This is a genomic window from Kitasatospora sp. NPDC114501 (assembly GCF_055633695.1).
This window is the reverse complement of record NZ_JBVKDS010000001.1, coordinates 487,078-503,008: the sequence shown is the minus strand read 5'-3', so window position 1 is coordinate 503,008 and position 15,931 is coordinate 487,078. Positions and strand designations below refer to the sequence as shown.

General features: G+C 72.8%; 6 protein-coding genes. 2 read left to right on the top strand and 4 right to left on the bottom strand.

The window, feature by feature from the left end:
• Nucleotides 1-15: 15 nt before the first annotated feature.
• From ACZ7RU_RS02345 to pulA, 3 genes are all read right to left on the bottom strand, one after another.
• A complete protein-coding gene (locus tag ACZ7RU_RS02345) occupies nucleotides 16-1,755 on the bottom strand; it encodes a carbohydrate-binding module family 20 domain-containing protein (protein ID WP_470339080.1) in 1,740 nt (579 codons plus the stop codon).
• 226 nt (nucleotides 1,756-1,981) lie between these two features.
• Complete coding sequence (locus ACZ7RU_RS02340; protein ID WP_470339079.1) at nucleotides 1,982-4,315, bottom strand: M4 family metallopeptidase; 2,334 nt, start codon at nucleotides 4,313-4,315, stop codon at nucleotides 1,982-1,984.
• A gap of 571 nt (nucleotides 4,316-4,886) precedes the next feature.
• Complete coding sequence (gene pulA / locus ACZ7RU_RS02335) at nucleotides 4,887-10,397, bottom strand: pullulanase-type alpha-1,6-glucosidase (protein ID WP_470339078.1); 5,511 nt, start codon at nucleotides 10,395-10,397, stop codon at nucleotides 4,887-4,889.
• 317 nt (nucleotides 10,398-10,714) lie between these two features.
• Between pulA and ACZ7RU_RS02330 the strand changes: the two genes are divergently transcribed.
• Nucleotides 10,715-11,683 (top strand): phosphatase PAP2 family protein, encoded by a 969-nt coding sequence (locus ACZ7RU_RS02330; protein WP_470339077.1) that lies wholly within the window; start codon nucleotides 10,715-10,717, stop codon nucleotides 11,681-11,683.
• Between the two features lie 70 nt (nucleotides 11,684-11,753).
• Here ACZ7RU_RS02330 and ACZ7RU_RS02325 read toward each other — a convergent pair whose 3' ends face one another.
• On the bottom strand, nucleotides 11,754-14,786 hold the full coding sequence (locus ACZ7RU_RS02325) for a bifunctional [glutamine synthetase] adenylyltransferase/[glutamine synthetase]-adenylyl-L-tyrosine phosphorylase (protein ID WP_470339076.1): 3,033 nt from the start codon (nucleotides 14,784-14,786) through the stop codon (nucleotides 11,754-11,756).
• Between the two features lie 280 nt (nucleotides 14,787-15,066).
• On the opposite strand from ACZ7RU_RS02325, the gene ACZ7RU_RS02320 reads away from it, so the two are divergent.
• Nucleotides 15,067-15,858: a class E sortase gene (locus ACZ7RU_RS02320; protein WP_470339075.1), complete on the top strand. Its 792-nt coding sequence runs from the start codon at nucleotides 15,067-15,069 to the stop codon at nucleotides 15,856-15,858.
• Nucleotides 15,859-15,931 lie beyond the last annotated feature (73 nt).

Genomic DNA, 15,931 nt, shown 5'->3' with positions numbered 1-15,931 from the left:
GCCGGGGCCCGCGGCTCACGGCCGCCAGGTGTCGTTCAGCGTGACCGTCCCGCCCGAGGGCACCGTCGCCGTCCGGTTGGCGCCGGACTCCCAGGTCACCGCGCCGCTCGCGTCCTTGCGGACGTACTTGTACTGGAAGGACGTGCCGGCCGGCAGCGACAGCGCCAGCGACCAGACCGGGTAGCCGGCCGAGGAGAGCGGCAGCGCCTTCGCCGCGTCCCAGCCGCCGAGCGCCGCCGCGTCGCCGACCACGTAGAGGCTCTGCCCGTACGAGGTGGTCGCGTTGACGTTGAACGACGCGCCGGAGACGCTCGCGCCCGGCTGGACGTACAGCGCGACCGCGTCGCCCGCGCCGACCGTCGCGGTGAACTGCCCGTTGGCGCCCACCTGGTAGGTCGGGCCGGTGCAGCCGCCGCCCGGCTGCGGGTCGCCGTGCTGGACGTCGCAGTAGGTGCCGGCCGGCAGCCCGGTCTGGAAGGTCCGGGTGATCGCGCCGCCCTCGTGGTTGATCGCGACGTAGCCCTTGTTGCCGCGGCCGAAGGCGATCGCGTTGTTGCCGTTGGACCACCAGTCGGTCACCCCGGTGCCCGCCACCGCGTTGCGGAAGCCGACCATGTTGGCGACCTGCCGCCAGGCGTGGGTGCAGTTCCAGCCGTCCTGGTAGCAGGCGTTGACGGTGCCGCCGTTCGGCGGGCCGTCGTCCTTGTTGGTGAAGGCGTAGCCGGAGTAGACGTTGGGGGCGCCGTACGGCGAGGCCAGCAGGAAGACGTTGGCCAGCGTGTAGGTGTTGCCGTAGGTGTAGTTGAGGGTGGAGCCGTTGCGCTCGGTGTCCCAGTTGTCGACGAAGCCGCGGGCCTGGCCGCTCGGCAGGTAGCCCCAGGAGGCGCCCCAGCCGCTGAGGTTGGCGAGCTTGTCGGTGGTGAACATCCGCTTGAGGTCGGTGCCGACCCGGAACTCGTCCACGTCGCCGGTGCCGGTGTACTCGGTGGGCTGGATCGGCTCGCCGGCGCCGTAGATGACCTCCTGGACCCAGTACGCGCCGGGGTTGGCCATCCTGGCCTTGATCGCGGCGAGGTCGGCGGCGGCGATGTGCTTGGCGGCGTCGATCCGGTAGCCGTCGACGCCGAGCGAGGCGAGGTCGTCCAGGTAGTGGGCGACGGTGGTCTGGACGTACGCGCTGCCGGTGTTCAGGTCGGCGAGGTCCACCAGTTCGCAGTTCTGAACGTTGGCGCGGTCCTGGTAGTCGCCGATCGCCTGACGGCAGCCGTGGAAGTCCTGGTCCTGGTACGTGCCGGGGTAGTTGTACTTGGTGTACGCGGTACCGCCGGTGCCGGTGCCGGAGCCCGCCGACATGTGGTTGACCACCGCGTCGGCGATCACCTTGACCCCGGCCGCGTGGCAGGCGGTGACCATGTTCCTGAACGACGTGCGGTCCCCGAGCCGCCCGGCGATCTTGTAGCCGACCGGCTGGTAGGAGGTCCACCACTGCGGACCCTGGATGTGCTCCTGCGGCGGCGAGACCTCCACGAAGCCGTAGCCCTTGGGGCCGAGGGTGGAGGTGCAGGCCTGGGCGACGGAGTCGAAGCGCCACTCGAAGAGGGTGGCGGTGACGTCCTTGCCGTTGTTCGCGGGCGGGGCGGCCTGGGCGGCGGGGGTACCGAGGGAGGTGCCGAGCGAGAGCGCGAGCGCCGCCGAGGCGGCGAGCGCGCCGGCCGCGCGGGCGGGCCGGCGGCGGGTGGGGGCGGTGGTGACCACGTCGTCTCCTGGGGGTGGCTGGGGTGGGGCAGCCGGAGGGTGAACCTGAAGGAAGTTTCTGTAACTTGCCGGAAACTTGCAGCGCTGAACCTAGAGGCGACTGCCGAGGGCGTCAAGACCCTGGTCCAGCCCCAGGGGGCGCAGGGCACGACAAGGGCCCGGCGGCCGTAGCCACCGGGCCCCTCACCTGTCCTGGTTCACCGGCCCCTCAGGAGCCGGACCGGGCTCAGCCGGTCTGGACGGCGGTGTCGTCGATCACGAAGCTGGTCTGGAGCGAGGCGTCCTCGGTCCCGGCGAACTTCACGGTGACCGTCTGGCCCGCGTAGGCCGACAGGTCGAAGGTGCGCTGCTGGTAGCCCGCCGCGGCGTCCGCGTTGGAGTAGGTCTTCAGCGCGGTGCCGTTCACGGTCACGGTCAGCTTGTCGTACGCGGTGCTGCCCGACTCGGCGGTGTCGATGTGCAGCCAGAAGCTCAGCGTCGCCTTGCAGCCCGACGGGATGCTCACGGTCTGCGACAGCGAGTCCGAGTGGGTGGAGCCGTAACCGTTCATCCACGCCTTCCAGGAGCCGCCGTGGGCCGCCTGGGAGGAGCTGTTGTCCACCACGCCGCTCGACGCGGTCCACGGCGTCGCCGTACCCGTCTCGAAGCCCGCGTTGCCCAGCAGCTGGGCCGGCGTGCAGCCGCCGCCACCGGTGGAGACGGTCCAGGTGAAGCTGGTGGTGCCGGTCTTGCCGGCCGAGTCCTTCGCCGTGACGGTCACGTTGTAGGTGCCCGCGGTGGAGGCGGTGCCGGTGATCACGCCGGTGGAGGAGTTGATCGACAGGCCGGTGGGCAGGCCGGTGGCCGAGTAGGTCAGCGGGGCGGTGCCGCCGGTGGCCTTGATCGACAGGTTGACCGCGCCGCCGACGGCGGTGGACTGGTTGCCCGGGTTGGTGACGGTGACGCCGCCCGGGTTGGGCGCCGTGCCGACGTTGACGCCCGCCCACGCGGTGCTGACCGCGGTCAGCTCGGCGCTGCCGGCACCGTACAGGTCGGTGGCCGCCTTCTCCGTCGCGGTGCGCGCCGCGGCGTAGTTGGTGTTGGAGGTCATGTAGGTGGTCAGCGCGCGGTACCAGACGGCCGCCGCCTTGTCCCGGCCGATGCCGGTGACCGCGATGTTGCCCTGGGTCGGCGAGTCGTAGCTGACGCCGTTGATGACCTTCGCGCCGCTGCCCTCGGAGAGCAGGTAGAAGAAGTGGTTGGCGACACCGGACGAGTAGTGGACGTCCTTGTTGCCGACGGTGGAGGACCAGTAGTCGGCCGAGGCACCGTCCTTGGACGGCTTGTCCATGTAGCGCAGCGGGGTGCCGTTCCCGTTGATGTCGATCAACTCACCGATCAGGTAGTCGGGGTTGTCGCTCGGGATGTTGGCGGAGAACTCGACCATGGTGCCGAAGATGTCCGAGGTGGCCTCGTTGAGGCCGCCGGACTCGCCCGAGTAGGTCAGGTTCGCGGTGGCCGAGGTGACGCCGTGGCTCATCTCGTGGCCGGCGACGTCCAGCTCGGTCAGCGGCGCGGTGTTGTTGGAGCCGTCGCCGTAGGTCATGCAGAAGCAGGAGTCGTCCCAGAACGCGTTCACGTAGTTGTTGCCGTAGTGGACGCGGCTGTAGGCGCCGACACCGTCGTTGCGGATGCCGTTGCGGCCGAAGGTGTTCTTGTAGTAGTCCCAGGTGGACGCGACGCCGAAGTGGGCGTCGACCGCGGCGGACTCGCCGTTGTTGACGGTGCCGTCGCCCCAGGTGTCGGTCGACTTGCTGTACAGCGTGCCGGCGCCCGAGGTCCCGTGGTTCAGGTTGGTGGTGTAGCCGTTGCCGCGCGCGGCGTCCTTCATCTGGTACGACGACCCGGACTGGGTGGTGCCGATGGTGACGCTGCCGACGAAGACGCCCTTGCCGGAGCCCGTCTCGATGCCGTCCCACTGCTGGATGACCTGGCCACTGGTGGCGTCGGTGACGACGTGCATCTTGCTCGGGGTGCCGTCGGACTTGGTGGAGGCGACGACGGTCTCCCAGGCGAGCCGGGGGCTGTTGTCGGCGGCCCAGACCACCAGGCGCGGCGCGGTCTCGACCGCGGTGCCCTGCTCGGCGGCGAGCGCGGCGCTCTGCGCGGCCGGCGCGGCCAGCTTCGGCGTGGTGCTCACACCGCTCAGCGAGGCGGTGCTGGCCCGGTCAACGCTCTTGGTCGCACCGGTGGGCGCCTGGTGCACCACCAGGTCCCCGCCCAGGACGGGCAGCCCGTTGAGGGTGCGCTCGTACCGGAGGTGGCGGGTGCCGTCCGCGTCCTGGATGACGTCCTTGGTGACCAGCTTCTCCTCGCCGGTCAGCCCCAGGCTCTGGGCGAGGGAGGCGCTCTGCTGGGTCGCGGCGGAGATCAGCTGGGCGCGGCTCGCCTGCTGGGCCGCGACGGCGGCCGGGGCGTCCGGCGTGGCCGCCTGGGCGATCACCGGTATGCCGGTGACCAGCAGCGCGGTGGAGGCGGCCATGACAACCGCCGCCTTCCGGGCGTGAGCGTAACGGGACATGCGGACTCCTTTTCCGACCGGCGCTGGGTCGCGCACGGTGGAGAGAAAACCTGGGCCGCGGTTGCGGCGCAGTGGGGGCCCCCGCCGGGTGCGACGGGAGTGCGGATGCGGTGCTCACAACTCGTTGCAGGGTCGGGACGCGCTGCACCAGAACTGGGACAGCTGCACCGGGGGGTGGGGCCCCCTCGTCTACAGCCGGGGGAATCGTGGCAGCAAACGAGCCGTTAATGACAGATGCATGCCACGGATTGGCCGATTCATTACCGAAACCGTATGCAGGACGGTCCGTCAGTTGTGTTACCCCCTGACGAACTCGTGAACACGGTTTTCATGCCCCGAGTAAAGTTCGATCACTACCGGCGGTCGGTGACCAGCACTCAGGGCCGCGCCGGGCACCGGCGGGTGGCCCGCAGCGCCCGATGGACCCGGCACGTCACAGTTCCGGCCGTGCCACCGATGCTTTCCGGCCATTGTGTGTCCGGAACGGAACCGGACCGCCCCCCGGACCGCGACCGGGCCCCGCACCACCTGAAGGGTGGTACGGAGCCCGGGAGTTGTCGGGGTGTACGAATCAGTGCTGGACGAACACCGCCACGGTGCGGCCCGGCACGGTGAAGGTGCCGGTCGCGGCGTCGAAGCCGGCCTCCCGCACCACCCGGTCCGCCCCGCCCGCCTGGACGGGGTGCAGCGCCTGCCCGGTGCCCCGCAGAGCCGGTACGGTCTGCGCCTGCGCCGTCGGCGTGGCGTTGAAGACCACCGTGATGCCCTTCTCCGCCCCCGGCAGCCCGGTGCCGTCCAGGTGCAGGGTGATCACCCCGGGCGTCTCACCGGCGGTACCGGAGAGCGGGTAGGAGAGCCGCTGCTGGACGTCGGCCAGGGTGGGCAGCGAGAACAGCGGCGAGGACTGCTTGATCCGCAGGAACTCCCGGTACTGCGCCGAGGCCGCCCGGACGTCGGCCGCGCCCACCGTCAGCCTCGGGTCGGCCAGCAGGGACCGGGCGGCCGCCCACTGCTCCTGGTTGTCCTTCGCCGTCGGCAGGCCGCGGCCCCAGCCGTTGCCGTCAGCGGCGTCCCAGTGGATCGCGTTGAACCAGTCCCCCGAGTCGTAGGAGTTGGAGTCGAGCGACTTGGAGCGCAGCAGGTCGCTGCCGGCCTGGGCGAAGCCGGCGCCCTGGGTGAGCGTGGTCAGCGAGAGCCCGAGCGCCTGCATCCGGGCCCGGTCGGCGGGCGCGGTGCCGGTCGGCAGCTTGTACGCGAGCGCGTCGAAGAGGTCGGTGTTGTCGTGGGCGTCCACGTACTCCACCGCCTCTCCCGGCTTGGCCGCGTACCCGGTCGGGGCGCCGTTGTAGTCGACCTGGGCGCCGGTGACGGCCTTTCCGGAGCTGTCGGTGAAGGAGTAGCCGGCCAGGTTGCCGGTCAGTCCGACCTTCAGCTGGTCCATCTGGTGCAGCAGCCGGGCCTTCTGCTCCTCCGGGGTGCCGTTGGCGGCCGAGCCGTTCGGGTCGCTGTACAGGCCCGAGGCGAAGCCCTGCTGCGGGGCGGAGTTCAGCATGAAGTTGCCGCCGCGGGCGGCGTCCCGGATCCGGTCGTCGAAGGTGGCGATGCCGGTGCCGGCCATGTGGGCCTGGGTGGCCTGCTCGAACCGGGCGTCGTTGGCGACGACGCCGAAGTTCCAGCCCTCGCCGTACAGCAGGACGTTCTTCCCGTCCACGCCGTCCGAGTCCGGCGTCATCCGGCGCAGCGCGGACTGCACGTCCAGCATGGTGGACTTCGGGTCCAGGCCCATCAGGTCGAAGCGGAAGCCGTCCACCTTGTACTCACGGGCCCACAGCGTCACCGAGTCGACCACCAGCCGGTTCATCATGGCGTGCTCGGGCGCCGTGTCGGCGCAGCAGCTGTCCGTCGTCACCTTGCCGTCGGCGTCCAGCCGCTGGTAGTAGCCGGGAACCACCTTGTCCAGCACCGAGTGCTCGGCCTGGCCGCTGGCGGCGGTGTGGTTGTAGACCACGTCGAGCACCACCCGCAGCCCGGCCGCGTGCATCGCCTGCACCATCTGCCGGAACTGCACCGTACGGGCCGTGCCGTTCGGGTCGGTGGCGTAGGAGCCCTCCGGCACGTTGTAGTGCAGCGGGTCGTAGCCCCAGTTGTACGCGTCCTCGGCGGCCACGGCCGCCACGCACTCCTGCTGCTTCGGGCCGTCCGCCGGAAGGGACTTGAGGTCGCAGGCCGGCAGCTTCTGCTCCGCCCGGTCCTCCCGGACGGTGGCGATGTCGAAGGTCGGCAGCAGGTGCACCGTGGTCACCCCGGCCTCGGCGAGCTCCCGGAGGTGCCGCATCCCGGCCGAGTCGGACTCGGTGAACGCCAGGTAGGTGCCGCGCTCGGCGGCCGGGACGGTGGGGTCCTCGACCGAGAAGTCCCGGACGTGCAGTTCCTGGATCTGCTGCCGCGCTGGCGGGACGGCCTGCGGGCGGGCGTGGTCGTCCCACCCCTTCGGCTTGAGCTCCCTGGCGTCGAGGTCGGCGACCAGGCTCCGCTTCGAGTCGGTGGACAGCGCCACCGCGTACGGGTCGGTGACGGTGTTGACCACGATCTGCCGGGTCGAGGGCGCCCAGACCTTCACCTGGTACAGGTAGTACTTTCCGTCCAACTCGCCCTTGTCGCGGACGACTTCCCAGACCCCGGTCTCGTCGTCCAGCTTCAGCGGCAGCATCTTCGGGGTGCCCCCGGTGGCGCTGTCGAAGACCTGGACGGAGACCTCCTGCGCGGTCGGCGCCCAGAGCGACAGCGCCACCTTGCCGTTGTAGTAGGCCGGTCCGAAGTCCACCTTGCCGGTCCGTCCGGCGTACAGGTCGTCCAGCACGCCCGGGATCTGCACCCCGGTGGCGGCCAGCACGGCGCCGCTGGGCAGGTGTTCGGTGAACAGCAGCTGGGCGCGCAGCGCGGCCGGGACGCGGGCGGCGTCCCGGGGGTCGACGGTGAAGGCCCGGTAGCCCGCCAGGTGCGGGTGGGCGGCCTTCTGCGCGTCGGTCAGCCCGCCCTTGACCGGGCTGAGCCGCAGCCAGCGGCCGGGCTTGGTCAGCGCGCCCTTGTCCGCCGTGATGCCGCCCGCCGGGTCGTAGACCAGCTGGGCGCTGGTGCCGCCGGCCAGGGCCTCGTCGCCCGCGCCGTAGTTCGCCGGGACGACGACGGTCCTCGCGTCGATCCACTGGGCCTTGGCGCCGGTGAGGTCGATCTGCGAGGAGGCGGCCGGGTTCTGCGGCAGCAGGTAGTCCTCGCGGCCGCCGAGGATCCAGACCTCCCTGCCGTTGACGGCGAAGTCCAGCGACCGGTCGGCGGCCAGCTCCTTGTCGTTGCCCTTGTGCAGGATGTAGCTGAGACTGGTCGCCCCGGGGGCCAGCGGCACCTCGAAGACGGCGCCGAAGGCGTCGCGGCGCGCGGGCGTCAGCGGCTTGCCCCAGTCGGTCGGGGTGGCGGCGCCGGTCCAGTCGTGCAGGCCCCAGCCGTCGTAATCCCCGTCGGCCCGGTTGTAGTGGATGACGGCGGTGTTCGGCGGCTGGGTGTTCGTCGGGCCGGGGTCGGCGGTGCGCACCGCCGGGTCGCCCTGCCTGAGCCACACCTCACCGGTACTGCCGACGTCGACGTGCCGGTCGGCGTCGACGTCCTTGACGCCGTCCTTCTCCACGACGAACCCGACGTCCGAGGCGCCCGGCTTCAGCCGCACGTACGCGAAGGCGCCGTACGCGTCCCGCCCGGTGAAGGCGTGCCCGGCCGGCCACTGGGTGGCCTCGCCGTCGGCGAGGTCGCCCCAGGCGTAGAGGTTCCAGCCGTCGTAGTCGCCGTCCGGTCGGTTGTAGTGGACGACGGCGTACGGGCGGGAGCCGGCGGTGGGCGCCGGCTTCGGCGCGGGGGTGCCGGTGGTGAAGCTCGCGGTGGCGGAGCGCAGGTGGCCGCTGGAGTCCTGCACGACGGCCTTGTAGCGGACGACCGTGCCGGGGGCGACGGCGCCGAGGTCCTGGGTCACCGCGTACTTCCCGGTGTCGGCCGTGCCCAGCGTCTGCCAGGGCCCGTTGCCGATCTGGGCGGCGAAGCTCACCCGGTCGAAGCCGCCGCCGTCGACGCGGGCACCGAGCGTCACCAGCCCGGTCGAACCGTCCGCGGGCGGCTGCACCGAGATCCGCGGCGCGGCGCCGACGGCCGCCAGCCGGGCGCCGGCCTTGAACACCACGGAGGAGAGCGCCGGCACGGTGACGGTCACCTTCCGGTCGGCGCCGCTGGTGATCCGGTCCCCGGCCGCCGGGTAGATCCGGTCGAAGCCCATCCCCGCCGAGAAGGTGTCCAGGGTGACGGTCTTCGCCTCGGTGGCGTTATTGACCGCCACCAGGTACTCGACCTGCTGCCCGGCGTCGATCCGGGAGAAGGCGTACACGCCCGCGCCGTCGGCGGCGTACCGCTCGATCTGGGCGCCGTCGGCCAGCGCCGGGTTGGTCCGGCGCAGCTCGGCCAGCCCGGCGATGCCGCGGTAGAGCTCGCCGTCCTGCCCGTACCGGTCGGCCGGACCGGCGGGGCCGCCGAGCACCCGGTCGGCGTTGTAGGAGGCCGTCCTGGAGGCGAACAGGTCCTGCCGGGCGTCCTTGTCGCCGCCCGCGCCGGTGAAGCCCTGCTCGTCGCCGGAATAGACGACGGGCTGGCCGCGGGTGAGGAACTGGAGCTCGTTGCCGAGCCGGTCCTTCCGCAGCAGGGTCGCGTCGTCGGCGCCCGGGTTGTCGGCGAGCAGGAAGGAGCCGAAGCGGCCCATGTCGTGGTTGCCGAGGAAGGTCGGCAGCTCGTACGCGTCGGTGTCGGGCCCGGTGTAGCGGTAGTCCTGGGCGTAGACGTCGGCGAGGCTCCGCGCCGAGCCGCCCTGGGAGACGTAGGAGCGGGCCGCGCTCTGGAGCGGGAAGTCCAGGGTGGCCTGGAGCCTGCCCTTGGTGACGTACGGCGCGGTGACCGCCGGGTCCCCGGAGTGGACCTCGCCGAACATGAAGAACTTCCGGTTGCCCTGCTTGGCGGCGTAGTCCTTGAGCGCGGGCGCCCACTGCTGCCAGAACGCCATGTTGACGTGCTTGACGGTGTCGATCCGGAAGCCGTCCACGCCGGCGTCCTTGACCCACTGCTGGTAGACCTTCTCGAAGCCCTTCACCACCTTGGGGTTCTGGGTGTCGAGGTCGTCCAGGCCGCTGAAGTCGCCCTCGGTGGCGGACTCGCCGACGAAGGTCGAGTCGCCCCGGTTGTGGTAGAGCGCCGGGTCGTTGAGCCAGGACGGTGTCTTGGCCCCGGCGTCGGCCGGGGTGCGGAAGACCGGGGTGTAGGGGAAGGAGTCCTTGGTGGTCCGCGGCCAGGGGGCGCCCGCGTCGGCGACGGCGGTCTCGTCCACCGGGTTCCCGTCCGGGTCGAGCGTCGGGTAGGCGCCGGCGGAGCGGTAGCCGTACTGCTTCTCGGCGTAGTCGACGACGTCGGCGGTGTGGTTGGTGATGACGTCGAAGAAGACCTTGATGCCGCGGGCGTGCGCCTTGGCTATCAGCTCCTTGAGCTGCTCGTTGGTGCCGAAGTGCGGGTCGACCTGGGTGAAGTCGGTGATCCAGTAGCCGTGGTAGCCGGCCGAGGCGTCGGCCCCGCTGCCCTGCACCGGCTTGTTCCGGAAGATCGGGGCCATCCAGATCGCGGTGGTGCCCATGTTCTGGATGTAGTCGAGCCGCTGGATCAGCCCGGCCAGGTCGCCGCCGTGGTAGAAGCCCTTGTCGGCGGGGTCGAAGCCGTTCTCCAGCCGCCCGCCCGTGATGCCGCCGGTGTCGTTGGCGGCGTCGCCGTTGGCGAAGCGGTCGGGCAGGACGAAGTAGAACTGCTCCCGGGTGAGGTCGTGCCGCCCGGCGGTGGCCGCCAGCGCGGCGTCCGACGGCGGGGCCGGCGGGGCGGCGGCGAGGGCCGCCGGGGCGCCGCCGAGGGTGGCGGCGGTCAGTGCGGCGGCCAGCAGGACGGCCGTGCGGCCTGGTGGTCTGCGGCGGGGGGATCTGCTCCGTCGGGGGCGGGGCGGGGCATCGGCCACTGAGGGCTCCCTTAGGGGAAGGGGCGATCGATTTCCCAGGAAGCTAGCGGCCTGCAATATGTTTCAGCAAGATGCAGAAACGGTTTCGTGGCAGGAGATTCCAGGTGGGCCACCGTCTCCGGCCACCCCGATTACGCCCCCGGGGCGGCGGGCGTGACAATGGGACGTATGTCCGTCCCACCGGTATGCACCCAACCCCCGAACACCCCCTACCCCGGTGGCAGCCGGCCCCTAGCCCTCAAGGGGGACAGCCGGTGAAGAATCCACTTCCAGAGGATGAGCGGACGGCTACGAGCGGTCTGGCAGACTTGCCGTCCATGGGGGAACCGACCGAGATCCAGCGAGGCGACGCCGGGCGCGCCGACGCGGCCAGTGGTGGCGGTTCCGACGCAGCGAAGGCCGTCCCCGGCCGCCTGTCCGAGGGAACCACCCGTGCCGCCCAGTCCCGTACCGCCGCTCTGCGCAGCCGCGTCAGCGCCCAGCGCCGGTCCCCGGCCAGGCCGCGGATCTGGTTCGAGCTGGCCCTGATCGGGATCAGCTACTGGATCTACTCGATCGTGCGCAACGCGGTTCCCGAGCAGGAAGCGATAGCCCAGAAGCACGCGGGCTGGATCTGGGACCTGGAGCAGCACCTCGGCATCGCCGTCGAGCGCTCGGTCAACCACGCCGTGGACGGCGTCGGATGGCTCATCACGGGGATGAACTACTACTACGCGACGCTGCACTTCGTGATCACGATCGGCGTGCTGGTCTGGCTCTACCGCTGGCACCCCGGGCGCTACGTCGCGGCCCGCTCGGTGCTGTTCGTGACCACCGGGATCGCCCTGGTCGGCTTCTACTTCTTCCCGCTGGCCCCGCCCCGGCTGATGACCGACGGCGGCTTCATCGACACCGTGAAGACCCACGGCACCTGGGGCTCGATGGCCTCCGGCCCCGCCGCGCACGTCTCCAACCAGTACGCGGCGATGCCCTCGATGCACATCGGCTGGTCGATGTGGTGCGGCCTGGCGATCTTCTTCCTGGCCCGCCGGACGTGGGTCCGGGCGCTCGGCCTGATGTACCCGGCCGCCACCCTGGTGGTCATCGTCTCCACCGCCAACCACTTCTGGATGGACGCCGTCGGCGGCGAGCTCTGCCTGGCACTGGGCTTCCTCACCGCCCGCTGGCTGTACCACGAGTGGGTCTACAGACTGCCCAGGGTGCCCGCCCGGGAGACGGTGGCCGAGCAGCCCGTCACCGTCCCGGAGCAGTGGAGCGAGCCCGCGGTCAGCAGCGCGCGGCGTTAGTCCGAAGACTTGAGGGGCCCCGTGCGGGGCCCCTTTCGCGTACCGGCGGAAGCCGTGGACGGGCCCGGGTTCAGCCGGCGCCGTAGAACAGCCGGTCCACCACCGCGCGGGCCCGCCGGGTGGTCCGCCGGTAGTCGTCCAGCAGTTCCCCGCTGTGCCCGGAGCTGTACCCGAGGTAGCGGGCCACCCCCGCCAGCTCCCGGGCCTCCCCCGGGAAGCTGTCCCCGGGCCGCCCGCGCACCAGCATCACCGCCGCCCGCACCCGGGAGGCCAGCACCCAGGCCGCGTCCAGCACCTCGGCGTCCTCCGGCTCGACCAGTCCGCCCGCCACGGCGGCCGCCAGCGCCGCCCTGGTCCGGGTGGTGCGCAGGGCCGGCAGCTCGTGCCCGTGCTGGAGCTGGAGCAGCTGCACCGTCCACTCGACGTCCGCCAGCCCGCCCCGGCCGATCTTGGTGTGGGTGGTCGGGTCGGCCCCGCGCGGCAGCCGCTCGGCCTCGATCCGCGCCTTGATCCGGCGGATCTCCACCAGGTCCCGCTCCGGCACCCCGCCGCCCGGGTAGCGCAGCGGATCGATCAGCCGCCGGAACCGCAGACCCAGCTCCTCGTCCCCGGCCACCGGCTCGGCCCGCAGCAGCGCCTGGCTCTCCCAGGCGTGCGACCAGCGCCGGTAGTACGCCGCGTACGAGGCGAGGCTGCGCACCAGCGGGCCGCTGCGCCCCTCCGGCCGCAGGTCGGCGTCGACCAGCAGCGGCGGCTCGGTGGACGGAGCGCCCAGCTGGTTGCGCAGCTCGTGGCAGACCGCCTGGGCGGCGCGGGCGGCCTCCTCCTCCAGCGAGCCGAGCAGCGGCTCGTGGACGAAGAGCACGTCCGCGTCCGAGCCGTAGCCCAGTTCGTGGCCGCCGAAGCGGCCCATCGCGATCACCGAGATCCGGGTCGGCAGGTCCCCGTGCTCGGCCTCCCACCCGGCGACGCAGGCGCGCAGCGCGCCGCCCAGGGTGGCCGCGTTGAGCGCGGTGAGCGCCTCCCCCGCGGTGTCCAGGGCCTCCGCGGGGTCCTCCCCGAGCCGGCCGAGCACGTCCGCGGCGGCGGTGCGGAACAGCTCCCGGCGGCGCACCGAGCGGGCGGCGGCCACGGCCGCGTGGGTGGACCCGGCCCGGCCGACGGCGGCCAGGATCTCCCCCTCCAGGGCGGCCCGGCCGCGCGGCTCCAGCCCCTGCGGGTCGCCCAGCATGGCCACCGCCTCCGGGGCGCGCAGCAGCAGGTCGGGGGCGAGCCGGCCGGCCGACAGCACCCGGGCCAGCTGCTCGGCGGCGGCGCTCTCGTCCCGCAGCAGCCGCAGGTACCAGGGGGTACGGCCGAGCGCGTCGGAGACCTGGCGGAAGTTGAGCAGCCCGGCGTCCGGGTCGGCGGACTCGGCGAACCAGCCGAGCAGCACCGGCAGCAGGGTGCGCTGGATCGCGGCCTTGCGGCTCACCCCGGAGGCCAGCGCGCTGATGTGCCGCAGCGCGGCGGCCGGGTCCGCGTAGCCCAGCGCCTCCAGCCGGGCCCGGGCCGCGTCCGGGGTCAATCCGGTGGCGCCCGGCGGCAGTTCGGCGACGGCGTCGAGCAGCGGCCGGTAGAACAGCTTCTCGTGCAGCCGCCGGACCTCCATCGCGTGCCGCTTCCACTCGCGGTGCAGCGCGGCCACCGGGTCGGCGCGGGTGTCGTCGTTGATCAGCGCCGCCAGTGAGCGGGCCAGCCGGCGCAGGTCCTCGGCCCCGGTGGGCATCAGGTGGGTGCGGCGCAGCCGGTACAGCTGGATGCGGTGCTCCAGCGAGCGCAGGAAGCGGTACGCGGCGTCCAGCGAGGCGGCGTCCGCCCGGCCCACGTACCCGCCCCGGGAGAGCGCGGCCAGCGCCTCCAGGGTGTTGCCGCTGCGCAGCGCCGGGTCGGTGCGGCCGTGCACCAGCTGGAGCAGTTGGACGGAGAACTCGACGTCGCGCAGCCCGCCCGGGCCGAGCTTGAGCTGGCGGTCCAGCTCGGTGGCCGGGATGGAGTCGACCACCCGGCGGCGCATCTGCTGCACGTCGGTGACGAAGTTCTCCCGCGCGGCGGCCTGCCAGACCAACGGGGCGAGCGCCTCCACGTACGCGGCGCCGAGCTCCGCGTCCCCGGCGACCGGGCGGGCCTTGAGCAGCGCCTGGAACTCCCAGGTCTTGGCCCAGCGCTGGTAGTAGGCGAGGTGGCTGGCCAGGGTGCGCACCAGCGGGCCGTTGCGGCCCTCGGGGCGCAGGTTGGCGTCCACCGGCCAGATGGTGCCCTCGCCGGTGGTGTCCGCGCACAGCCGGGTGAGGGCGGCGGCCAGCCGGGTGGCGGCCTTGACGGCCTCGTGCTCGTCCACGCCCTCGCGCGGCTCGGCGACGAAGACCACGTCCACGTCCGATACGTAGTTGAGCTCGCGGCCGCCGCACTTGCCCATGCCGATCACCGCGAGCCGGCAGGCCGCGGCGGCCTCCGGGTCCTGCTCGGCGGCGAGGTCCAGGGCGGTCTGGAGGGTGGCACCGGCCAGGTCGGCGAGTTCGGCGGCGGTCTGCGCGAGGTCGGTGGTGCCGGTGAGGTCGCGGGCGGCGATGGCGAGCAGGCAGCGGCGGTAGGCGACCCGCAGCGCGTTCGCCGGGCCGCGGGCGCCGTCGTCCCGGACGCCCTCGGCGAGGGCGCGGCGGAAGTCCTCCGGGCCGGGGTGCATGTCGCGCAACTCGAAGGTGACCAGCACGTGCCAGTCGTGCGGGTGCCGGGCCAGATGGTCGCCGAGCGCGGTGGAGACGCCGAGCACGCCCAGCAGCCGGTCGCGCAGCGGCTTGGAGGTGGTGAGGGTGTCGCGCAGGGTGTGCCGGTCGGCCTCGTCGGCGGCCTCCAGCAGCCGGGCCAGGCCGAGCAGCGCGAGGTCGGGGTCGGCGGTGGCGCCGAGCGCGTCCAGCAGCAGGGGGTCGTCGGCCAGGCCCTCCAGCCCGGGGCCCTCCAACAGCCGCACCGCCCGCGCCGGGTCGCTGAACCCGCGCCGGACCAGCCGGTTCTCCGGCCGGCTGACCCGGCTCCCGGCCCGCTGCTCCTCCACCGCCGCCATCGGCCCCTCCATCCGTCCGCCCCAGCAGGTTACGCGCCCGCACGGGCCGCCGCCGGGCGCGACCGCCGGGTGGACGCGCCCGGCGCCCTGCCGTCGCCCTCGGGCCGGGACAGATCGGCTCCGGGGCGGGCTCCGGGGCGCGGCGTGGCGTGTCGGCTTGCCCGTCGGCTCGGGGGCGCGGTGGAGTACGCATGGCCGGCCGGTCCCGGCCGGTCGCCCCGCGGCTCTGCCGCACTCCCGCCCGCACTCCCGCCCGCACTCCCGCCCGAAGGGACGACCCATGGCGACCGAGCACCCGGCCGAGCGGCGAGCTCCGCGCCGACGCCCCCTCCGACTCGCGATCGGCGTGCTCGGCGACCTGCTGTTCACCGTCGGTGTGCTGCTCGCCCTGTTGATCGTCCACTCCCTCTGGTGGACGAACCTCACGGCCGACCGGCAGTCGGGCCTCTCCGCCGAGCGGCTGCGCCAGTCCTGGTCGGCTCCGGCCCGGACGGCCCCGGCGGCCCCACCGGCCGACGCTCCCGCGCCGACCGCGCCCGCGCCGACCGACGCCGCACCGCCTGCCACCGACCCGCCCCCGTTCGGCCCGGGCGACGCCATCGGATTCCTCCACGTCCCGGCCCTGGGCGCCGGCTACCAGGTGCTGATCGAGGTCGGCGCCGACGGGGACACCCTCGCGAAGGGGGTCGCCGGGGCCTACACGACGCCGTACCGCTCGGCCATGCCCTGGGAGGCCCGGGGCAACTTCGCCCTGGCCGCCCACCGCGACGGGCACGGCGCGAAGTTCCACGACCTGGACCGGCTGAAGCCGGGCGACCCGCTGGTCGTGGAGACCCGGGACCGCTGGTACGTCTACCGCGTCGACGCCACGCTGCCCGAGACGTCCAAGGACGACATCGGTGTCATCGCCCCGGTGCCCGTCGGCTCCCCGTACAGCGAGCCGGGCCGCTACATCACCCTGACGACCTGCACGCCGGTCTACACCTCGCTGTACCGGATGGCCGTCTGGGGCAGTCTGGTCCGCGAGGAGCCGATGGACCCGGGCCGCACGCCGCCCGCCGAGCTGCGCTGAGCCCGTCCGACCATCACACGACTGACGGGCGGTGCGCCGTACGCACCGCCCGTCAGTCACCGCATGCTCCGAC

Bases quoted from the DNA above. Each gene is read 5' to 3' on its own strand.
- ACZ7RU_RS02320 (WP_470339075.1), top strand. From the start codon at position 15,067: ATGGCGACCGAGCACCCGGCCGAGCGGCGAGCTCCGCGCCGACGCCCC.
- ACZ7RU_RS02325 (WP_470339076.1), bottom strand. From the start codon at position 14,786: ATGGCGGCGGTGGAGGAGCAGCGGGCCGGGAGCCGGGTCAGCCGGCCG.
- ACZ7RU_RS02330 (WP_470339077.1), top strand. From the start codon at position 10,715: ATGGGGGAACCGACCGAGATCCAGCGAGGCGACGCCGGGCGCGCCGAC.
- ACZ7RU_RS02340 (WP_470339079.1), bottom strand. From the start codon at position 4,315: ATGTCCCGTTACGCTCACGCCCGGAAGGCGGCGGTTGTCATGGCCGCC.